19 protein-coding genes are annotated in these 19,390 nt (G+C 39.1%); 15 read left to right on the forward strand and 4 right to left on the reverse strand.

Annotated elements, in window-relative coordinates; genetic code table 11:
• The first annotated feature begins 14 nt into the window (after window positions 1-14).
• The 3 genes from mscL to ACSVDJ_RS07845 all read left to right on the forward strand — a co-directional run bounded on the left by mscL (window position 15) and on the right by ACSVDJ_RS07845 (window position 4,139).
• Window positions 15-398 carry a large conductance mechanosensitive channel protein MscL gene (gene mscL, locus ACSVDJ_RS07835; RefSeq protein WP_439170561.1) on the forward strand — a complete coding sequence of 128 codons (384 nt, stop codon included), beginning with the start codon at window positions 15-17 and terminating at the stop codon, window positions 396-398.
• Window positions 399-586: 188 nt separating this feature from the next.
• Window positions 587-2,455: a sigma-54-dependent Fis family transcriptional regulator gene (locus ACSVDJ_RS07840; RefSeq protein WP_439170560.1), complete on the forward strand. Its 1,869-nt coding sequence runs from the start codon at window positions 587-589 to the stop codon at window positions 2,453-2,455.
• 199 nt (window positions 2,456-2,654) lie between these two features.
• Window positions 2,655-4,139, forward strand: coding sequence for an aldehyde dehydrogenase family protein (locus ACSVDJ_RS07845; protein WP_439170559.1), 1,485 nt, complete (start codon window positions 2,655-2,657; stop codon window positions 4,137-4,139).
• Between the two features lie 48 nt (window positions 4,140-4,187).
• Here ACSVDJ_RS07845 and ACSVDJ_RS07850 read toward each other — a convergent pair whose 3' ends face one another.
• Complete coding sequence (locus tag ACSVDJ_RS07850; protein WP_439170558.1) at window positions 4,188-4,928, reverse strand: YwaF family protein; 741 nt, start codon at window positions 4,926-4,928, stop codon at window positions 4,188-4,190.
• Between the two features lie 203 nt (window positions 4,929-5,131).
• Between ACSVDJ_RS07850 and ACSVDJ_RS07855 the strand changes: the two genes are divergently transcribed.
• Window positions 5,132-5,770: an HAD-IA family hydrolase gene (locus ACSVDJ_RS07855; RefSeq protein WP_439170557.1), complete on the forward strand. Its 639-nt coding sequence runs from the start codon at window positions 5,132-5,134 to the stop codon at window positions 5,768-5,770.
• Between the two features lie 47 nt (window positions 5,771-5,817).
• Here the strand turns inward: ACSVDJ_RS07855 and ACSVDJ_RS07860 are convergent, their stop codons facing one another.
• Window positions 5,818-6,492: a family 16 glycosylhydrolase gene (locus tag ACSVDJ_RS07860; protein ID WP_518620402.1), complete on the reverse strand. Its 675-nt coding sequence runs from the start codon at window positions 6,490-6,492 to the stop codon at window positions 5,818-5,820.
• 125 nt (window positions 6,493-6,617) lie between these two features.
• On the opposite strand from ACSVDJ_RS07860, the gene map reads away from it, so the two are divergent.
• The 4 genes from map (at window position 6,618) to ACSVDJ_RS07880 (ending at window position 11,030) form a co-directional block, all read left to right on the forward strand.
• Entirely contained in the window at window positions 6,618-7,361 is a 744-nt protein-coding gene (map, locus tag ACSVDJ_RS07865) for a type I methionyl aminopeptidase (protein ID WP_439170555.1), read from the forward strand.
• Window positions 7,362-7,477: 116 nt separating this feature from the next.
• Window positions 7,478-8,272, forward strand: a complete 795-nt coding sequence (locus ACSVDJ_RS07870) for an alpha/beta fold hydrolase (RefSeq protein WP_439170554.1) — start codon at window positions 7,478-7,480, stop codon at window positions 8,270-8,272.
• 139 nt (window positions 8,273-8,411) lie between these two features.
• Window positions 8,412-9,404 carry a metal ABC transporter solute-binding protein, Zn/Mn family gene (locus ACSVDJ_RS07875; RefSeq protein WP_439170553.1) on the forward strand — a complete coding sequence of 331 codons (993 nt, stop codon included), beginning with the start codon at window positions 8,412-8,414 and terminating at the stop codon, window positions 9,402-9,404.
• A gap of 129 nt (window positions 9,405-9,533) precedes the next feature.
• Window positions 9,534-11,030, forward strand: a complete 1,497-nt coding sequence (locus ACSVDJ_RS07880) for an FAD-dependent oxidoreductase (RefSeq protein WP_439170552.1) — start codon at window positions 9,534-9,536, stop codon at window positions 11,028-11,030.
• A 40-nt stretch (window positions 11,031-11,070) separates the two neighbouring features.
• On the opposite strand, the gene ACSVDJ_RS07885 is transcribed toward ACSVDJ_RS07880, so the two are convergent.
• On the reverse strand, window positions 11,071-12,408 hold the full coding sequence (locus tag ACSVDJ_RS07885; protein ID WP_439170550.1) for a sodium-dependent transporter: 1,338 nt from the start codon (window positions 12,406-12,408) through the stop codon (window positions 11,071-11,073).
• A 161-nt stretch (window positions 12,409-12,569) separates the two neighbouring features.
• On the opposite strand from ACSVDJ_RS07885, the gene ACSVDJ_RS07890 reads away from it, so the two are divergent.
• Window positions 12,570-13,952, forward strand: a complete 1,383-nt coding sequence (locus ACSVDJ_RS07890; protein WP_439170549.1) for an aldehyde dehydrogenase — start codon at window positions 12,570-12,572, stop codon at window positions 13,950-13,952.
• A gap of 21 nt (window positions 13,953-13,973) precedes the next feature.
• On the forward strand, window positions 13,974-14,501 hold the full coding sequence (locus ACSVDJ_RS07895; protein WP_518620407.1) for a hypothetical protein: 528 nt from the start codon (window positions 13,974-13,976) through the stop codon (window positions 14,499-14,501).
• Window positions 14,502-14,573: 72 nt separating this feature from the next.
• Here ACSVDJ_RS07895 and yhfH read toward each other — a convergent pair whose 3' ends face one another.
• Window positions 14,574-14,705 carry a protein YhfH gene (yhfH, locus tag ACSVDJ_RS07900; RefSeq protein ID WP_094834265.1) on the reverse strand — a complete coding sequence of 44 codons (132 nt, stop codon included), beginning with the start codon at window positions 14,703-14,705 and terminating at the stop codon, window positions 14,574-14,576.
• Between the two features lie 354 nt (window positions 14,706-15,059).
• Here yhfH and cspD point away from each other — a divergent pair, with 354 nt between their 5' ends.
• The 5 genes from cspD to ACSVDJ_RS07925 all read left to right on the forward strand — a co-directional run bounded on the left by cspD (window position 15,060) and on the right by ACSVDJ_RS07925 (window position 19,289).
• On the forward strand, window positions 15,060-15,260 hold the full coding sequence (gene cspD / locus ACSVDJ_RS07905; RefSeq protein WP_094834266.1) for a cold-shock protein CspD: 201 nt from the start codon (window positions 15,060-15,062) through the stop codon (window positions 15,258-15,260).
• A gap of 206 nt (window positions 15,261-15,466) precedes the next feature.
• On the forward strand, window positions 15,467-16,000 hold the full coding sequence (locus ACSVDJ_RS07910; protein ID WP_439170545.1) for a DUF8052 family protein: 534 nt from the start codon (window positions 15,467-15,469) through the stop codon (window positions 15,998-16,000).
• Window positions 15,997-17,610, forward strand: coding sequence for a carbon starvation CstA family protein (locus ACSVDJ_RS07915; RefSeq protein WP_439170544.1), 1,614 nt, complete (start codon window positions 15,997-15,999; stop codon window positions 17,608-17,610). Before ACSVDJ_RS07910 ends, ACSVDJ_RS07915 begins: the two co-directional genes overlap by 4 nt.
• Before the next feature lie 130 nt (window positions 17,611-17,740).
• Window positions 17,741-18,868 carry a pyridoxal-phosphate-dependent aminotransferase family protein gene (locus tag ACSVDJ_RS07920; protein WP_439170542.1) on the forward strand — a complete coding sequence of 376 codons (1,128 nt, stop codon included), beginning with the start codon at window positions 17,741-17,743 and terminating at the stop codon, window positions 18,866-18,868.
• A 115-nt stretch (window positions 18,869-18,983) separates the two neighbouring features.
• Complete coding sequence (locus ACSVDJ_RS07925; protein WP_439170540.1) at window positions 18,984-19,289, forward strand: hypothetical protein; 306 nt, start codon at window positions 18,984-18,986, stop codon at window positions 19,287-19,289.
• The last annotated feature ends 101 nt before the right edge of the window (window positions 19,290-19,390 follow it).

A 19,390-nucleotide genomic window follows, 5' to 3' on the forward strand; every position in this document is an offset into this window, starting at 1 on the left:
AATGGAGGGGCTTTATGCTAAAGGAATTTAAAGAATTTGCGATGCGTGGGAATGTTATCGACCTAGCAGTCGGAGTGATTATTGGTGGAGCTTTTGGTAAGATCGTAACATCGCTTGTTGAAGATGTAATTATGCCGTTAGTTGGATTACTTTTAGGAGGAGTCAATTTTACGGATTTAGCCTTTACCTATGGAAAGGCGACGATTAAATATGGGGCGTTTATTCAAACGATTGTGGACTTTTTAATTATTGCTTTTTCTATTTTTCTTTTTATTAAGCTGTTTAATAAACTAACCACTAAGCGAGAAAAAGTCGAGGAGCCAGTAGCACCGCCAGAGCCTTCTAAAGAGGAAGTACTATTAGCGGAAATTCGAGACTTATTAAAAACACAAAAATAATTGGACTTGGATCATTGGGATATAGGAGCGGGGAAAAGCGATTTTTCCTGCTCCTTTTTAATGAATAGCGGAAAACTTGTCTTTTATAGTATTTGTTTGTCGTATTAATTGACGGAATATTTCGAATAAGATACCCTTTATGTAAGTACATAGCATGAAAAAGGAATGATAAGAGGAGGGCATTTAGAATGAGGAATCATCATTTTCGTTTAGTTAATCAAGAGGTACCGCAAACGATTATGGAGTCTTGGAAAAGAAGTCGAAAAAGCAAAGTATTAGAAACCCTTAATTCTGCACCTCTTGTGTTAAGCGAGGAAGATGTAAACAAAATCAAACAACGTGATCATCTTTATCAATCTTTTTCAACAGTCTATTCTCGCATGGAGAAGGAGATTGAGGACTGCTATGCTTTTGGATTAGCGGATGAATGTGGCAGAATGATTGGTGTGAGGATGAAAGGGAAGTTGCATGACCAACTACGAGAAGCCAACTTTTATCCGGGAGCGAATTGGCATGAAGAAGTGACAGGAACGAATGCGATCGGCACAGCGTTAGCTGCAAAACAGCCGGTGACGATTCATACAGCGGAGCATTTTTGTGACGCTTGGAAAGTGTTTTCCTGCGCAGGTGTGCCTATTGTTCATCCTGTTAAAAAGAAATTAATAGGCGTCCTTGACTTGACGAGCAACGATGAACATTTCCATAAACAAAGCTTGCTACTAACAAAGGCGATTGCGGAGGGGATTCATTTAGATATGTTAAATCGTGTTCATAGAAAAACAAGTATATTGAAAGAAGTTTTCATGAAGAAAAAGCGTGAGATACAACAAGACTGGTTACTTGCGATCGATGAGGATGGGGACATGCTTGCTTCTAATCACTCATCTAAATCTTTTCATTATATATGGAAACCTGCTTTTGATTGGAGTTCATACTTCCAGCAGCTACAGAATAAGAAAAGGACAGTTAGCGAGAGTGCGTCCTTGCCTTTTTTACACGGGCAACCTGAAGGAAAAGTGCATCAGGTTATTGATAACGAGCAAATCATCGGCATCATCGTCCAACTCCCTAAACATTCATCTCAGCAACCTACTACAAAGATGTCCACTCAAACCTCACAACTTGAAGATGGAGTAATCGGACAAAGCGCTCCGTTCCTATCTTTCTTTTCAAAAATCAAAAAGGTGGCCCCAAGTCATGTACCTGTATTGCTAACTGGAGAGAGCGGCACGGGAAAGGAGGTGTTCAGTCAAACGATTTATCGATTAAGTGATAGAAGTGAGAAGCCTTTTGTTACATTTAATTGTTCTTCTCTTAACCATGAGCTCGCAGCAAGTGAATTGTTTGGCTATGCACCAGGCTCTTTTACAGGAGGATTAAAAGAAGGAAAGAAAGGGTTATTTGAAGCAGCGAATGGCGGTGTATTGTTTTTAGATGAAATTGGGGAAATTCCGCTAACCGTTCAACCATTGCTACTGCGAGTGTTACAAGAAAAAGAAGTGCTTAGAGTAGGGGAATATAAACCGAGAAAAGTCGATGTTCGAATTATTGCAGCGACAAACCGTGATTTAAAACAGATGATTCAAGAAGGCACTTTCCGGGAAGACCTTTATTATCGATTAAGTGTGATTAACTTACCGATTCCTCCGCTTAGAGAAAGAAAAGAAGATATTCTTCCATTAGCCCATTATTTTTTAGAGCAGTGCCAGCTGGCTGGACGTATTCAATTTAGTGAACAGGTCGTACAATTACTGCAAACGTATGACTGGCCAGGCAATATTAGGGAGCTTCGTAATACGATTGAATATAGTGTATTATTCGTGGATGAAGACATCATCGAAATCCATCACTTACCCGATTGTTTACAAGAGCTTAGATCTCCTCCATTTGTGTTAGTGAATAATTTACTAGACATCGGAACGGAGAAACATGAACGAGAAAATATTATTCAAATGTTAAAGAAAACTAATTTTAATGTAACAAAAGCTGCTAAGATGCTCGGCTTTTCGCGAGGTACATTGTATAATCGTCTCAAAAAATACAATATCTCCTACTGAAAATAAACAAACTGTTCAATTGCCGTTGAACAGTTTGTTTATTTTTTTGAACAACTGAACAGTTTTCTAGTCAGAAAATATATAATAGTATGTGTTTTTATCTTGGCATCAAATTTGCATTTATATAGGTAAGCTCATAGACATTTAAGGATTCGCTTCTAGTAGATGAGTTTTCAAAAAACTTGAGGAGGAGATTTAAATGGAAAAAACAATCAATATCTCACCACGTATAGAGGAATTTCTAAGAGGGACGAAAAAGCTTTTCATTAATGGAAAATGGGTCGAGTCTGCTTCAGGAAAAACGTTTGAAACGTACAATCCAGCAACAGGTGAAGTGCTTGCTGTTGTCAGTGAAGCGATGGAGCAAGACATTGAACAAGCTGTTCAAGCCGCAAGACGCGCATTTGACAGTGGTCCGTGGTCAAAGATGAGTGCAGCTGAACGAAGTCGTCTCATTTATTTATTGGCGGACAAGATGGAGGAGCATAAAGAAGAATTAGCGCAACTCGATACGTTAGATGGCGGGAAACCAATTCGTGAATCCGCAGCAGCAGATGTGCCGCTTGCGATTGAACATTTTCGTTATTTTGCTGGATGGGCGACGAAGATTATGGGACAAACAATTCCGGTTACTGGCAATTATTTAAACTACACTCGTCATGAGCCGGTAGGGGTAGTCGGACAAATAATTCCTTGGAATTTCCCATTATTGATGGCGGCTTGGAAATTAGGAGCGGCATTAGCAACAGGCTGTACAGTCGTCTTAAAGCCGGCAGAACAAACGCCGTTATCAGCTCTTTATTTAGCTCAGCTTGCTCAAGAAATCGGGTTTCCTGATGGTGTCATCAACGTCGTTCCTGGCTTTGGAGAAACAGCAGGAGCGCCATTAGTAAACCATCCGCAAGTCGATAAAATTGCTTTCACTGGTTCGACACCAGTTGGAAAATCGATTATGAGACAAGCATCAGAAACATTGAAACGAGTCACGCTTGAGTTAGGAGGGAAATCACCGAATATTATTTTACCAGATGCCGACCTTAGTAAAGCGGTACCAGGAGCTTTATTCGGTATCATGTTTAACCAAGGTCAAGTGTGCTGTGCCGGTTCTCGACTGTTTATTCAGAAGAAGAAATACGATAATTTCCTAGCGGATATGGTGAGTCATGCGGAAAAAATTCAGCAAGGTCAAGGGATCAACCCAACAACAGAAATGGGCCCACTCGTTTCAGATGAACAGCAAAAACGTGTCATGTCCTATATTCAAAAGGGACAAGAAGAAGGAGCGGAAATTTTGACAGGTGGAAAAGTGCCGTTTGATCAAGGGTACTTCGTTCAACCGACTATTTTCGCTGATGTAAACGATTCCATGACCATTGCTAAAGAAGAAATCTTTGGCCCAGTTGTTTCTGCTTTACCATTTGACGACTTAGATGATTTAGTAGAGCGTGCAAACAACACGAATTTTGGATTAGCGGCAGGCGTATGGACAGAAAACTTAAAAAGTGCTCATTATTTAGCTCAGCGAATTAAAGCCGGAACAGTTTGGGTCAATTGCTATAACGCACTTGACGCAGCGAGTCCATTCGGTGGCTTTAAGCAATCTGGCTTAGGAAGAGAAATGGGGTCTTACGCCTTGAATGCTTATACAGAAGTAAAAAGTGTATGGGTGGACTTAAACGAATAATTTAGAAAAAAAGAGCACCTTTCTTTGCAACAGGTGCTCTTTCTTGATCTACACTTCTCGCTGAAAGGTCTCTTTTACCTTGACTGTTCGTCTCTTTTCCCTAAATACAAGCCAAATGATTACACTTAATCCGAGAGTGAGAAGTTCTAAGGAGACGATATACCAAGGATAAGGACCTAATAGGTCGAGTAGGCTCGTCCCTTTTGGTTTATGATGTAAGTATAAATAATTGCCATCGACGATCTCGTTCAGAATCATAATAAAAGGCATGAGTATATTTAAAAAGATCAACATTTTGAAAACGGAATAAATGGTCGGTCGATAGTCTTTAACCCATGTAAAGTAAAGCGGCGTACAAAAAATCAACATATGTGTGATGAAGAAATGGAAAAAACGGAAATGCGGAAAATCAAATGTTAAGAAAGGAGTTAGCAATGCTTGTGACGCCCCTAGTAAACCAGTAAATAATAAGATTTCATAGGCGATTTTTTTCTTAGTGATTAATAACCAAATGGTTAAAAGTAAACTAATGCTGCATAATTCTAAAGGAATGGAATGGCTAAGTTCCCAGCTATCGGTTGTAAGCATCCAAACATGATAAATGATTTCTAATGCTAACAAAAAAAGTGCGACTCCAATTTCAACGTACTGTAGCTGCAGTGTTTTTAAGTAGTTTTTAAACATATACATAAAAATGACGCCAAAAAGTACAATAAGTAAAATAGCTATATGACTAGTTGAAAACATTTGAAAAGGAAATTGTTCATTATTCCCACCGAACCAATCCATATTGTTCTCCCCCCCTACGGCAATAGTTTAACATATTTTGTTAAGGTTGTTGTTGAATAAACTGTCTGTATGTGAGTGTTAATACGCGAAGGTTCAACACATTTGTTAATTGATTGTTAATTAACAGTGGAATCACTGTGCATGTGCTGAAATATTGATATAATTGAGGAAAAGTGAAGTAATCTAACAAGGAGGGGTGACGGATGCCGAAGTATGTTGTATTTGATTTTGATGGAACATTAGCGAACTCGTTAACGCTTTTTATTGAAGCTTATAATGAAATGGCTGCGCAGGAAGGGTATCGAATGGTGCAAGAATCAGATTTAGAACCTTTGAGTAAGATGTCTATTCCGGAAAGATGTAAATATTTGAATTTTCCTTTACGAAACATCCCATTTGCCGCTCCGAAGCTTTATCGTTACGTGAGGGAGTCAGGTGTTGGTTTTCAGTTTTTTCCAGGTATTAAAGAGCTTTTAGATGAATTAAAAGAAGAAGGATATCGACTAGCGATCATTTCCTCGAATGCCAAAGATATTATTAGTCAATCGCTAAAAGCACATCAAGTAGACTATTTTGATGAAATTTTATGCTCTAAATTTATTTTTAGCAAAGATAAAATGATTAAAAAGCTGTTGAATAAGTATAAGCTGACACCGGCTGACGCATTGTACGTCGGTGACGAAGAGCGGGATATTACCGCTTGTAATAAAGCGGGCATTAAAGTAGTTTGGGCTGGATGGGGCTATGACGATGCGGAAGTGGCCTTAAAGGCTAACCCGGATTATATTGCTGAAAAGCCGACAGAAGTATTACCGATTGTTTCTAAGTTGAGTGTGAATTGAATCATTTTAATCAAGGAAAAAAGGATACTCATTCAATGGGTATCCTTTTAATAACTCACTTGTTTAATGATTGTTTTCGGCTCGTTTGCGGGCTGTTTCTTCAACCAAGTAGGGTACCAGCTGTTGATCATTAGCTGCATCTCCTTTGAACTAAATTGTCCTTTCCATGATTGTACTTCTTCCCCATCAATATAGAAGCTTAATTTATTTGGTAGCACATCGAACCGATAGCGGTGTACACCTTTTGTTGGATCAAAAGGTAATTGATGAGTCGCTTGTTTCGCTTGTTTTCCATCTTTATAAACAGTAAATAACACCTTTCCGCTAGAGTCGTTCCATATTTCGATGTCAATTTCATGGTAAAGGTCAGGTGGGGCATAAAGAAAAAAACCGGTGATTGACCCTGGAGCATCGGCTACTTGAATGTCGGCTTCAAACCGGCCATACTGAAAGGTTTCTCTCGTGCGAATCTCCCCGCCATTTCCCTCTTGATCAGCAAGTGATAAAATGACTTTTCCACGTTCGTGGTTCACTTGATCAGCTAATAATAAGCCATGACCGAGCGGAAACTCTTTTCTTATTTCCCACTTGTCATGATCAAAAGTATCAAATTTGTCCACTGTTCGATTAAAAGTGTGAAGAAGGCCAGTATTTTTGATCCAATAAGAGCTGATGGTAATACTAGTGATAATTAATAGAATAAGCAATAACTTGGATTTCATGATCATCCCTAACTGTAAAATGTATTTTCAGTAAATATAATATAACGGTAAACACTTTTCAAGCTGATCCTGTTTCTGTATAGTAATATAAAAGAGACATTAAAAAAGAAGGAAGAGTTTTATTTATGATTATTAAAAATGATGAAGAGCTTCAAGCACTAAAAAAAATTGGCAAGATTGTGGCTGAAATACGAGATGAAATGCGTGCAGCGACAAAGCCAGGTGTAACGACAAAACAACTAGATGTATTAGGTGGAGAACTATTTGCTAAGCACGGAGCCATTTCTGGTCCAAAGGGTGAGTATGATTTTCCTGGCTTCACTTGCATTAGTGTGAATGATGAGGTGGCCCATGGAATTCCGGGAGAACGAGTCATTCAAGAAGGAGATCTTGTGAACATCGATGTTTCGGGTTCTTATGATGGCTATTTCGCAGACACGGGTATTTCTTTCGTTGTAGGTGAAGGGGACCCTGTTTTAACAAAATTATGCCAAGCGGCTGAAATGGCCTTTGAACATGGATTAACGAAAGCGAAGGCGGGCTCTAAGCAAAATCAAATCGGAAAAGCGGTTATGAATACTGCTCGTCGAGAAGGATTTACAGTTATTAAAAATCTAACAGGGCACGGAATTGGACGCTCCCTTCATGAAGCACCGGATCATATTTTAAATTATTTTGATCCGTGGGATAATGCGCTATTAAAAGAAGGCATGGTCATTGCTTTTGAGCCGTTCGTTTCAACGAAAGCAGATATGATTGTCGAAAGTGGAGATGGGTGGACGTACAAAACTCCTGATGGCAGTCTAGTAGCCCAAATTGAACATACGATTGTGATTACAAAAGGCGAACCACTAATTTTAACAAAATAATGAAAAGAGCTGAATCTGACACATATTAGATTCAGCTTTTTTATTGTAGCGAGTAATAAAATAATGTATTCTTAAAGGAATCGACGGCTTTTCATTTAGTAAAGGAGTTAAACGTATTGTTAGATTATAAGTTATATGAACATGCGAATTCGGATAAATATGTAGTGCTTATTCATGGTATAGGTGGGAATTCTAGCATCTTTTATAGCAACCTTAAATCTTTAAAAAGACATTTTAATATACTCGCTGTCCATCTTCACGGTCATGGAAAAAGTCCGAGTGTAGAGGAGGAAAAGAACTTTAGTATTGATGTGGCCGCCAAAGAAGTGCTGCATTTACTCGATCACCTGTTTATTAAAAAAGCTCATTTTATCGGCATTTCTTTAGGGACAATTGTGATTCATTCGATCTTTAAAATAGCGCCGAAACGGGTGTATTCAGCAGTGATGGCTGGAGCGATCACGCATTTCAACCTCTTCTCAAAGCTTTTAATTAGAGTGGGAAAGGCGATTAAATCATTCACTCCTTTTCTATGGATTTATAAGATTAGTGCTTATATCATTATGCCAGGGAAAATGAACCGAAAATCACGTTCCTTATTTATTAGCCAGGCGACAAAAATGAAGAGATCGGATTTTCTCGCTTGGTTCAGCTTAGTAGATACGGTAGAAGCGGTGTATAGAGGGGTGTCGGAAAGTTCAAAAGGTGTGCCTAAGCTATACATCTCTGGAGCGGAAGACCATTTGTTTATTAAGCAGCTTCAAAAAGATATTGCAGAAGACCCATATGCGACACTTACGTTAATTAATGACTGTGGTCACGTATGCAATGTCGAAAAGAGCAAAGAGTTCAATGAGATTTCGGTTGACTTTTTACTGAATAGTGGAAAAGAAATTAAGGAAGCGCAATAATAAAATAAATGTAGAGCTTCTTCACAAAGGTGGAGGAGCTTTCGTTTTTTTATTAAATCGTAACAATTACTATTTACAAAACGGAATCATTTCGATATAATTTCATACAGTTAGCAGTAGAAATTGAGGAGGAGAATGGATGAAACGAATATTTTCAATGATCGTCATGCTATCAGCGATCATACTTATTATAGCTGGATGTTCAACTGAAAAAGCGGAGGAACCGAAGCGAGATAGTAATCAATTACAAGTGTATACAACGATCTATCCTTTAACGTTCTTTACGGAGGAAATCGGCAAAGAGTTTGTTGAGGTGGAAAGTGTGTTACCTGCTGGGGTAGATGCTCATACATATGAGCCGACACCGAAAACGATGATTGATATTGCGCAATCCGATTTATTTATGTATAACGGCCTTGGACTAGAGCCTTTTGGAGGTAAAATACAAGAGTCGATGAAAAATGAAAAAGTCAAAGTGATTGAGGTTGCTAAAACCCTCGACCTAGATGCTCATCAACAAATGCATGCTCATGAAGAAGAAGTAGCACATGAGGATCACGGCACGCATGAGCATGAAGAGCATCGTCATGATGATGGTCATAATCATGGAGATATCGACCCTCACGTATGGATTGATCCAACGTTAGCGATACAAATGGCAGAAGTAGTGAAGAATCAGTTAGTAGAGCTTCAACCTAAACATCAGTCCGAGTTTGAAAATAATTTTGATGAGTTAAAACAAAAATTATCGACGTTAGATGAACAATTTCATGAAATGGCCGATCAAGCTAAGCGTAAAGAATTCCTTGTGTCCCACTCAGCTTTTGGCTATTGGGAAGCTAACTATGGGTTAAAGCAAATTAGTGTAGCCGGTTTATCCCCAACGAATGAGCCTTCACAGAAGCAATTAAAAGAAATGGTGGAAACGGCGAAAGAGCATCAGATTAAATATGTAATTTTCGAACAAAATGTGACGCCGAAAGTGGCTAAAGTCGTACAAAATGAATTAAATGCCGAAGCGTTACAAATTCATAATTTGGCGGTATTAGCAAAAGAAGATGAAGCGAATAAAGACAACTACATCACTTTAATGGAAAAAAATATTGAAACATTGAAAAAAGCAACAGAATAAAAATTAGAGCTTTGCCTCGAAAAGAGGTGAGGCTTTTTATTATGTAAAAAATCTCCCTTATTGTTTGGCATACTTTTCCTCGGAATTTGGCATGATAATAGATAGCCAAACGGAATAGGGGGAATCACATTGACTAGAAAAGCATTATGGGAACAAGAGGTGAAGCTACCTTCATTTCCAGCTCTCAATCAGCCGGTATTTGCAGATACCGTCATTGTCGGTGGTGGTATTACAGGGATTGTCACTGCTTATTTATTAACAAAAGCAAAGAAAAAAGTCGTTTTAATCGAAGGGTCACAGCTCGTAAACGGAACGACAGGCCATACAACCGCTAAAATGACGGCTCAGCATCAGTTAATTTATTATGAACTGCTGCAAAACGTTGGCAAAGAGCAGGCGAAGCTATATTATGAAGCGAATCAAGAAGCGATTGCTTGGGTGAAACAAACGATCGAGGAAGAAGCGATCGTTTGCGACTGGCTGGATGAAACAGCTTACGTATATACGAACGCAGAGAAAGAAGTAGAAGCGGTGAAGCAAGAGGCACAAAGCTATGAAGCGCTAGGGATCGATGGCTCGATAGCAATGACGTTACCTTGGAAGACCCCTTTTAAACAAGCGGTGCAAATGAACGGTCAAGGCCAGTTTCATCCACTTAAATTTTTGCTTCCATTAATACAGTTTATTAAAGAGCATGGAGGAGAAATTTATGAGCATACCGTGGCGAAAGATATAGAAAAAGGAGAAAGGCCCACTGTCATTACGACCGAGGGAGTGAAAGTGGTAGGCAATGAAGTGGTGATTGCGAGCCATTTTCCCTTTTATGATAGCGGTTTTTATTTTACGAAAATGCATGCGGAACGTTCTTATATTATTGCGATCAAGCCACAAAAAGCAGTTCCAGGCGGGATGTATATAACGGCTGAAAAACCGATCCGTTCTGTGAGAAGTGCGCTGTATCATGGAGAGGAAGTATTGCTCATCGGTGGAGAAGGACATAAAACAGGGAAAGGACAGCCAACAGAAGCGCGGTATCAAGCATTAATTGATTTCGCAGAAAAAGAGTTCGGAGTGAAAGAATTATTATTTACTTGGTCGACACAAGATTTAATGACGCTAGATAACCTTCCTTACATTGGTAAGGTGAATAATGCCGAACATATTTACACCGCCACTGGCTTTAAAAAATGGGGGATGACCTCAAGTGTTGTTTCGTCGTTGCTCATTTCAGATTTAATTTTAAATAAGCAAAATCGCTATCAAGAATTATTTTCTCCACAACGATTTAAAGCGGCTTCTAGTTTGGGGGAGTTTGTGAAGCAAAATAGCGATGTAGCCGCTCAATTTGTCAAAGGCAAGCTTGATTATTTTCTACAAAATAATGAGGAGTTACCCGCTAATACAGGCGTAGTGATCAATTGGAATGGAACGAGAGCAGGGGCATTTAAAGAAGAAGATGGGACAGTCCATCTTGTCGATACGACATGCACGCATTTAGGCTGTGAATGTGAATGGAATGATGCTGAAAAAACATGGGATTGCCCATGCCATGGCTCGCGGTTTTCTGTATCAGGAGAAGTGATTGAAGGGCCAGCGATCGAGCCATTAAAGAAGTTGAAGGAATGAAAAAAAATCGTCCTCTGTATGAAGGACGATTTTTTTACTATTAAATAAGGCCAATGACATCAAGAAAGACGATGATAATGATGATCGGTACAACAAAACGTAATAGTAGTAGCCATAAAGCGAACCAACTTTTTACGTTTCCTGCGCCTTTAGATAACTCTTCAATGAGCAGTTGTTTATCCATCTTCAACGGGACAAAGATCGCGATTAAAAAAGCACCTAAAGGCATTAAAATATTACTAACTAAAAAGTCTGCTGCATCAAAAATGCTTTTATTAAAGAAGGTGATCTCACTAAGGACACCGAATGATAGAGCGGAAGGAATACCAGCGATAAAGATCAATAATCCAATGATCCAAGAAAGGTTCTTTCGTTTCGTTGAATCTCCTTTGGCGATCGAAGCAACGATAATTTCGAGCATCGAAAAAGCAGATGTCAGTGTAGCGAATAAAAACAGCGCTAAAAATAAGATTAAAAACACTGAGCCGAAAGGGATTTGCTGGAAAATGGAGGGCAAGACGATAAATAATAGTCCTGGTCCTGCTGCTGGTTCCACATCTAATGCAAACACAGCTGGGAAAATTGCTAATCCAGCAAGTAAAGAAATAACGATATTTAAACTAACGATAGAAACAGCTGATTTAGGTAAATTTTGTGTTTTATCTAAATAAGAGCTGTACGTTACCATGACCGAGACCCCCACACTTAAGGAGAAGAATGATTGCCCCATAGCAAACAGTACACCTTCAGAGGTAAGCTTTGTAAAGTCTGGTTTTAAGAAAAATTCCACTCCGCTCATCGCTCCATCTAATGTTAATGAGCGAATGATGATCGCAATAAAGATGACGAAAAGAGCGGGCATTAAATATTTGTTTGCTGCTTCAATTCCATTTTGAATACCACGTGAGACAACGGTGACCGTAATGAGTAAAAACGCTAATTGAGCGCCTATTGACCAAAGCGGGGATGAGATCGTTTCTCCAAACAGCGCAGCAAAGTCGCTCGTTGCTTGAAGTTTACCAGTTGCACCAAATAATAAATACTGTAAGATCCAACCACCAACGACACTATAAAAGGATAAAAGGATAAAGCATGTAATCACGCCAATATATCCAGTCACTGACCAAAACGATTTAGGAGCAATATGCTCATAAGCCCGAATCGCTTCTTTTTGCGTGCTTCGACCAATGACGAACTCCCCAAGTAACAAAGGAAGCCCCACTAATGCAGTAAACAAAAGAAAGAGAAGGAAGAAAGCTCCACCGCCACTCGTGCCAGCTACATAAGGGAGCTTCCAAATTGCTCCAATACCAATAGCAGAACCGGCCGAGGCTAGAATAAAGCCAATCTTTGATGTCCATTGTTCGGTTTGATTCATTGTTAAATCTCCATTTCTCTTCTTAATATTTAATCATCATATACTACTTTAATTAAATAGAAAAGAACATAATCGAATTTTTAGAAAAAACCTTGCACTCATATCATTGGGAAAAATAAAAGGAAAAAGGTAAAGTGATAGTAGGTGAGGGAGGTAATTTTATGAACGAACAACAAATTTATGAGACAATTAATAGCCAAAAACAGTTTTTTCATACAGGAGAAACGAAAGATCTTGCTTTTCGATTAAAGGTACTTCAGCAATTAAAGGAAATAATTGTACAATATGAACCGCGAATTATGGAGGCGCTTTATCAAGATTTACGAAAGAGTGAATTTGAAGCGTATGCAACAGAAGTCGGCTTAGTATTAGATAGCATTAACTATGTATTAAAGAATCTAAAAAAATGGGCGGCGCCAGTGAAAGTAAAAACACCTGTCCATCAATTGCCGGCCAAGAGCTGGATTCAGTCAGAGCCGTATGGTGTTGCTTTAATTATCGGTCCGTTTAATTATCCGTTTCAGCTTGTGATTGAACCATTAATTGGAGCGATTGCAGCTGGTAACTGTGCGGTCATTAAGCCGTCCGAACATACACCTTACACATCTGCTTTAGTGAAAGAAATGATTGAGCTTACATTCGAATCAAACTATATTCAAGTGATTGAGGGAGAGAAAGAAACGACATCTACGCTTATTCATGCTCCATTTGATTATATTTTTTTCACAGGGAGTGTACCAGTAGGGAAAATTGTGATGGAAGCCGCAAGTCGAAACCTCGTCCCATTAACGCTTGAGCTTGGGGGGAAAAGCCCCGCTGTGATTGATCGGACTGCTGACTTACAAACAGCAGCGAAACGAATTGTTTGGGGAAAGTTTGTCAATGCCGGACAAACTTGTGTTGCACCTGACTATTTACTCGTTCACCACAATATTAAAGAAGAATTTCTAAAACAATTGAAGAAAGAAATCATTGATTTTTATGGGAAGAACACTCAAGAAAGTCCAGATTACGGTCGCATCGTGAACGGAAAACAGTTTGATCGTTTAGTGGAGATCCTCGAAAAAGATCAATCTAAAATATTTTACGGTGGTGAGTTTGATCGAAACGATTTATTTATCGCACCAACGATTTTGGATTCGGTTGATTGGACGGATGCTGCGATGCATGATGAAATCTTTGGACCGATCTTGCCGGTGTTGAGCTATCAAGAGCTAGATGACGTCATTACCGAAGTGAATAAACATCCGAAACCGTTGGCGTTATATGTATTTACGGAAAATGAAGCGGTAGAGGAGAAAATTTTATCTGCGATTTCCTTTGGGGGAGGGTGTGTGAATGACACCTTGTCTCATGTAGGAAGTCCGTATTTACCGTTTGGTGGAGTGGGGCCTTCAGGTATGAACAGCTACCACGGAAAGCATAGCTTTGACACCTTTTCTCATCAAAAAAGCGTAATGAAAAAAAGCACGAAACTCAGTCATTCGATCGTTTTTCCGCCATATGGAGATAAAGTAAAATGGCTGAAAAAAATTATGAAATAAAGATTAGTTAAAGGGAAAATATTGTCCACGTCGAATGACATTAATAAAGACAAGACTTTAACTGAGGTGAAGAACATGCCGGTGAGCATAGCGGATTTAAAAGTGCCAGATGAATGTATACTGAATCAAGAAGAAGTGATTGTAGCAGCGGCGGATTATTTTGAGCAAATGGGTTGGCAAGTGGAACACGCCCTCTCACCAACGGAGCCGGATGTAGTGGCAAAAAAAGATCATTGGACTATCGTTGTCAAAGCAAAAGGATCAAAAAGTAAAAAGCAAAAAGCGGACGTTGTCTTCGATAATAGTCAGCTAAGAACTCACGTGGCTGATCAAATGGAAAAGCTGATGCGGTTTCAACAAACAGCAACAGCCCCAACTATTTTTATTATGGCAAATCCTAACGTTTATCGAATCAAATCCATTACGAATCAAGTATCATTAAGCTTGGATAAGCTCGATATTGTTAGGATGTGGATTAATCCGGGTGAAACACCTGATTTTGATATCCCGAAGCATCTGTATGCGATTGTTGAACAAGTTGGTTTATAGAAAAACAAGGGTTGACTCTTTTAAGTGTCCTTAACACTTAAGAGTCAACCCTTGTTTCGTGTAATAGAAATATTATTCATCCCTTTTAGATAGACAACGATCGCACTCCATCAAGTAAGATTCGGCTTGCTCATGCATATGCTCACCGCACTCTGGGCACATTTTTTGAGGCATTGTTCTAAAAAATTCTACTGGATTCATCATTTCACTCTCTCCTTTTATAATACAGTATTTTTAATTATCCTTGTGTTATAATACAGTATACGTACGGTTGTTAGTTTTGTAAACAATTAATTTAAATTTTCTGAAAATTAGTCCGATAGTACTGCTTTATTGATGATCTAATCTTTAATATATTCAGTGCGATCTTAAGCAGGGATCATTAGAAAATCAATGATATAGAACAATTCTCCTTGCTTTATTCTATGCGAGGTGTTATTATTGAATCAGTTGTTTAAGTTCGTTTCAAAAGAGAGCATTGTTTCAAATTGTTTTCGTCTTGAAATAGCAATAAACAGCAAGAAATGAATGAGCGCATTTGCGCGAGGAGGAAATTACATGTTACAAGGTAAAGTAAAATGGTTTAATGCAGAAAAAGGTTTCGGATTCATCGAAGTTGAAGGACAAGACGATGTATTCGTACATTTCTCAGCTATTCAAGGCGAAGGCTATAAATCTTTAGAAGAAGGTCAAAGCGTATCTTTCGAAGTTGTTGAAGGACCACGTGGACCACAAGCTGCTAACGTAGAAAAACAATAATAAATGCATACAGAAAGAGGCTGATCCTTTGGGTAGCCTCTTTTTTGTGTGTTTTCAAAAAAAGACTAATTATTTGGAAAATTATATATATTTTTCGGGTTTTATCTTATATAATGTAATTATTATGAAAATATCTAAAATGGAGGGGAGGATTTGGAGTTTGTTGTTAGTAAAAAAGCAAAAAAGGTTTTAGCGAGGTGTCAGTCATGAAGGGAACAAAGGATGTCCAGAAGGTCGTGCATGAATTAGCTAATATATATGTTCCTTTTTTTGATGTGGAACGAGGAGGGAAGGTTGGTAGCACGGAAATCGCCTTTTCAGCTGTTTATAATCGAAGAGATGAGCGTTATATGTTTACGAAGAAAATCAAAGTGTGGGGAGTGGATAATCAACAAGTTGTTTTTGTGACAGCTCCTAATTTACAAGTAAGTGAAGGATACATTGATCAGATGATGAACGATATGATCGATTGTATACAGGAGTATGTGAAACCGCATGGAGAACATATGTCTACTGTGTTTACAGGCGTTATTATTACCGATCAGCCTGTTACATCAGAAGTCATTCATGCGATTGAAAAAGTCAGAAAATTAAAATTTTTGAAATTTGGTACTCAAGGTTGGACGGAACTGTATATAGCAATTCTCGATCTTAGTAAAAAAGAACTTTATATGCATAAGAAAGGAAAATCATTTATCGAGCCTTTATATCATTATTTGAAGGAGGTAGAAGAGAAATGAGTTTATTAACATTGTTAGCTATTGCAGGTATCATTTTTATCATTGCCTACTTTACGTATGGGAAATTTCTTGACAAGAAATTTGGCGTAGATCCGAATCGGCCAACACCAGCGATTACAATGGCCGATGGCGTTGATTATGTGGCGGCACGAAAACCGGTATTGCTAGGCCATCATTTTGCAACGATTGCTGGAGGAGGCCCGATTGTCGGTCCAATCACGGCCGTTGTTTTCGGATGGATTCCAGCTGTTATTTGGATCATTATTGGTAGTATTTTTATCGGTGGGGTTCATGACTATGCTTCATTGCAAGCTTCTTTGCGTCATCGAGCGGAATCCATTGGCTCGATTATTAAAGAATACATGGGGAAAAGAGGACAAACTTTATTTTTGGCCTTTTCGATTGCGACATTAATCTTAATTGTTGGCGTGTTTATTATTCTTGTAAAAGATACATTTGTCGCCGTCCCGCAAGCAGCTACTGCCTCGGTTTTATTTATCGGAATTGCCATGGTTTTCGGATTTTTAGTCAATCAACTACGAATGAATTTCGTACTTGCTAGTATTTTAGGTGTTGCGGCCATGTTTTTTAGTATTTGGGCGGGAATCAATTATCCACTTGAGTTAAGCGGTGGAGCTTGGGTTGCTATTCTGCTTCTATATGCATATGTTGCTTCTGTTATGCCGGTTTGGATGCTCTTGCAGCCTCGAGATTATCTTAATTCCTTCTTATTATATGGAATGATTGGTGGAGCGGCGTTAGGAATTATTTTAGCGAACCCAGAAATCAAATTGGCTGGTTACACAGGCTTCTATAATGAAACATTAGGATTTTTATTCCCTATTCTCTTTATTACGATTGCGTGTGGAGCAGTTTCGGGGTTCCATTCTCTCGTTTCATCAGGGACAACGGCCAAACAATTAGATAATGAAAAGAATGGACGATTTATCACGTATGGAAGCATGCTGCTGGAAGGGTTTTTAGCCATCATTGCGATTGGAGCAGTGGCGTATTTATCACAAGCAGAGTTTACGGCTAGAATGGCTGAGCTTGGAGGGCCTATTGGTACCTTCTCGGCTGGTGTCGGTTTCTTTATGTCTCATTGGGGGATTCCTGAGGTGACAGCCACTACATTTACAGCTCTAACGGCTTCCGCCTTTTTAATGACGACGTTGGATTCAGCAACCCGCCTTGGAAAATATGCGGTGCAGGAGTTTGCAGAAAGTCGATCGGCCGTTTTTACTAACAATCATGTCGCAACCATTGTAGTGGTCGTCGGAGCAGGCGCTCTCGCTTTATCAGGTACTTGGAGTGCGGTGTGGCCTTTGTTTGGTTCAGCGAATCAAATGCTTGGAGCGATCGCCTTGCTTGCGGTGAGCGTTTGGTTAATTAAAGCGGGTGTGAAGGCTTGGTTCATTATTGTGCCGATGATTTTTATGTTTGTTGTCACGTTGGCCGCTCTGATCGTGCTAATGCAGAAAAACTTCATAAGTGGTAACTATCTTTTAGCCTCCGCTTCATTTGCTTTATTCGTACTTTGCATCGTCCTTGTAATTGAAGCTTGGCGATCCTTAACGACGGTGAGTGATGATACTTCGGTGAAAATTTAAACAGAAGTCCCCTTTGCAATAAAAAGGGGGCTTCGCTATCAAATTAATTTATAGTGTATTTTTCTATATTTAGATTCTTTTGTTTTTTAGTAAATAACATACTATAATAAGTGGAAAAGGAGGAATACTGATGATTAATGAACTTTTACCACCGAAACGGATTTTAATGGGACCTGGTCCAAGCGATGTTCATCCGCACGTATTAAAGTCGATGGTTACACCGTTACTAGGGCATTTAGATCCGGCATTTTTAACGATTATGGATGAAACGATGGATTTGTTGCGCCAAGTCTATCAAACAAATAATAAAGCAACGATGGCGATGTCTGGAACGGGAAGCGCCGGGATGGAAACGGTGTTTGTTAATTTAATAGAGCCTGGCGACAAAGTCGTTGTTGGGGTAAATGGACTTTTTGGAGAGAGAATGGTCGATGTAGCTGAGCGTTGTGGGGCAGAAGTCATTCAAGTTAAGGCACCATGGGGACAAATCATTGATCCTGAGCAAATAAAAGAAACGTTGCAACAGCATAAAAATATTAAAGTAGTTGCTGTCGTTCACGCGGAAACTTCTACTGGTGTGAGACAGCCTTTAGAAGAGATTAGTCAAATCGTTCATGAACATGAAGCATTATTCGTATGTGATATGGTGACAAGTCTTGGAGGTTGCCCGACGGATATTGATCGTGTGGGTGTGGATGCTGCTTATAGTGGAACACAAAAATGTTTGAGTGCACCTCCGGGATTAGCTCCTGTTACGTTCAGTACCCGTGCAGTTGATGCTATGGCGAAACGGACACAAAAGGTACAAAGTTGGTATTTAGATTTATCGATGATTCAAGCATATTGGAGTGAGGATAGTGAGCGTTTCTATCATCATACAGCTCCGATTACGATGATCTACTCTTTACGTGAAGCGTTAAGATTAATCGTGAATGAAGGGGTAGAAAATGTATTCGCTCGTCATAAGCGGTATGGGGATTCCCTTCATGAGGGCCTTGAAGCGATGGGCTTAAGTCTTCTTGTCGATAAAGAGCATCGATTATCGCAATTAACTTCGGTCAATATTCCAGAAGGTGTAGATGACTTAGCTGTTCGTAAGCGACTGTTGGAGAAATACAGCTTAGAAATCGGTGGAGGTCTAGGTGAATTGAAAGGGAAGATATGGCGAATTGGCTTGATGGGTTACAATGCTCGCCAAGAAAATGTTACATACATGCTAGCGGCTTTAGCGGATGTGTTAAAGGAACAAAAATTGTAATACTTATTGATAGACAAAAGATTATATTTTCTTGACAAATAGTCTTATTTACAAAAGGATTGAAAGCTGATACCGTAGAGTTGTCAAAACACTTACCGAATAAAGGGGTATTCAAATGGCGATTTTTACGGATGAAGAGAAAGCTTTAGAATGTACCGTGACAGATACAGAATGTTCATGGAAAAAGAATGTGATTAAGATTGAGAACGGATATGTAGTAAGTAAGGGATTAGTGACAAATGTTCGAATTCCATTACATCATATTGATACAGTCGTCTATTCTATGAATCCTAAAAAACCAGCGCTTGCACCGGGTTTAAAGATTGTTGGAAAAGGTGTGATTTTAGCTGAAATGGACATTTCTGTCGAGTATATTGAAACGGTGCAAGATTGGCTTCTTCAAGTAGTTGAAAAGAAATAATGATTGTCAGGCTTCTCCGTAGTTCTTCATCGTTTCTTGGGAGAGTTTGCGGAGGTAGAGCCTGGCTTTCTGTTCATTAAATACTGAATATTCATTTTTTT

It is taken from the genome of Bacillus sp. Hm123 (assembly GCF_051842975.2).
GTDB lineage: Bacteria > Bacillota > Bacilli > Bacillales > Domibacillaceae > Bacillus_CE.

Excerpts from the sequence above, each read along its gene's own strand:
- ACSVDJ_RS07875 (WP_439170553.1), top strand. The coding sequence starts at position 8,412 with ATGAAACGAATATTTTCAATGATCGTCATGCTATCAGCGATCATACTT.
- map (WP_439170555.1), top strand. The coding sequence starts at position 6,618 with ATGATTATTAAAAATGATGAAGAGCTTCAAGCACTAAAAAAAATTGGC.
- ACSVDJ_RS07910 (WP_439170545.1), top strand. The coding sequence starts at position 15,467 with ATGAAGGGAACAAAGGATGTCCAGAAGGTCGTGCATGAATTAGCTAAT.
- ACSVDJ_RS07920 (WP_439170542.1), top strand. The coding sequence starts at position 17,741 with ATGATTAATGAACTTTTACCACCGAAACGGATTTTAATGGGACCTGGT.
- ACSVDJ_RS07845 (WP_439170559.1), top strand. The coding sequence starts at position 2,655 with ATGGAAAAAACAATCAATATCTCACCACGTATAGAGGAATTTCTAAGA.
- ACSVDJ_RS07840 (WP_439170560.1), top strand. The coding sequence starts at position 587 with ATGAGGAATCATCATTTTCGTTTAGTTAATCAAGAGGTACCGCAAACG.
- ACSVDJ_RS07915 (WP_439170544.1), top strand. The coding sequence starts at position 15,997 with ATGAGTTTATTAACATTGTTAGCTATTGCAGGTATCATTTTTATCATT.
- ACSVDJ_RS07860 (WP_518620402.1), bottom strand. The coding sequence starts at position 6,492 with ATGAAATCCAAGTTATTGCTTATTCTATTAATTATCACTAGTATTACC.
- yhfH (WP_094834265.1), bottom strand. The coding sequence starts at position 14,705 with ATGATGAATCCAGTAGAATTTTTTAGAACAATGCCTCAAAAAATGTGC.
- ACSVDJ_RS07855 (WP_439170557.1), top strand. The coding sequence starts at position 5,132 with ATGCCGAAGTATGTTGTATTTGATTTTGATGGAACATTAGCGAACTCG.
- ACSVDJ_RS07925 (WP_439170540.1), top strand. The coding sequence starts at position 18,984 with ATGGCGATTTTTACGGATGAAGAGAAAGCTTTAGAATGTACCGTGACA.
- ACSVDJ_RS07850 (WP_439170558.1), bottom strand. The coding sequence starts at position 4,928 with ATGGATTGGTTCGGTGGGAATAATGAACAATTTCCTTTTCAAATGTTT.
- mscL (WP_439170561.1), top strand. The coding sequence starts at position 15 with ATGCTAAAGGAATTTAAAGAATTTGCGATGCGTGGGAATGTTATCGAC.
- cspD (WP_094834266.1), top strand. The coding sequence starts at position 15,060 with ATGTTACAAGGTAAAGTAAAATGGTTTAATGCAGAAAAAGGTTTCGGA.
- ACSVDJ_RS07890 (WP_439170549.1), top strand. The coding sequence starts at position 12,570 with ATGAACGAACAACAAATTTATGAGACAATTAATAGCCAAAAACAGTTT.
- ACSVDJ_RS07885 (WP_439170550.1), bottom strand. The coding sequence starts at position 12,408 with ATGAATCAAACCGAACAATGGACATCAAAGATTGGCTTTATTCTAGCC.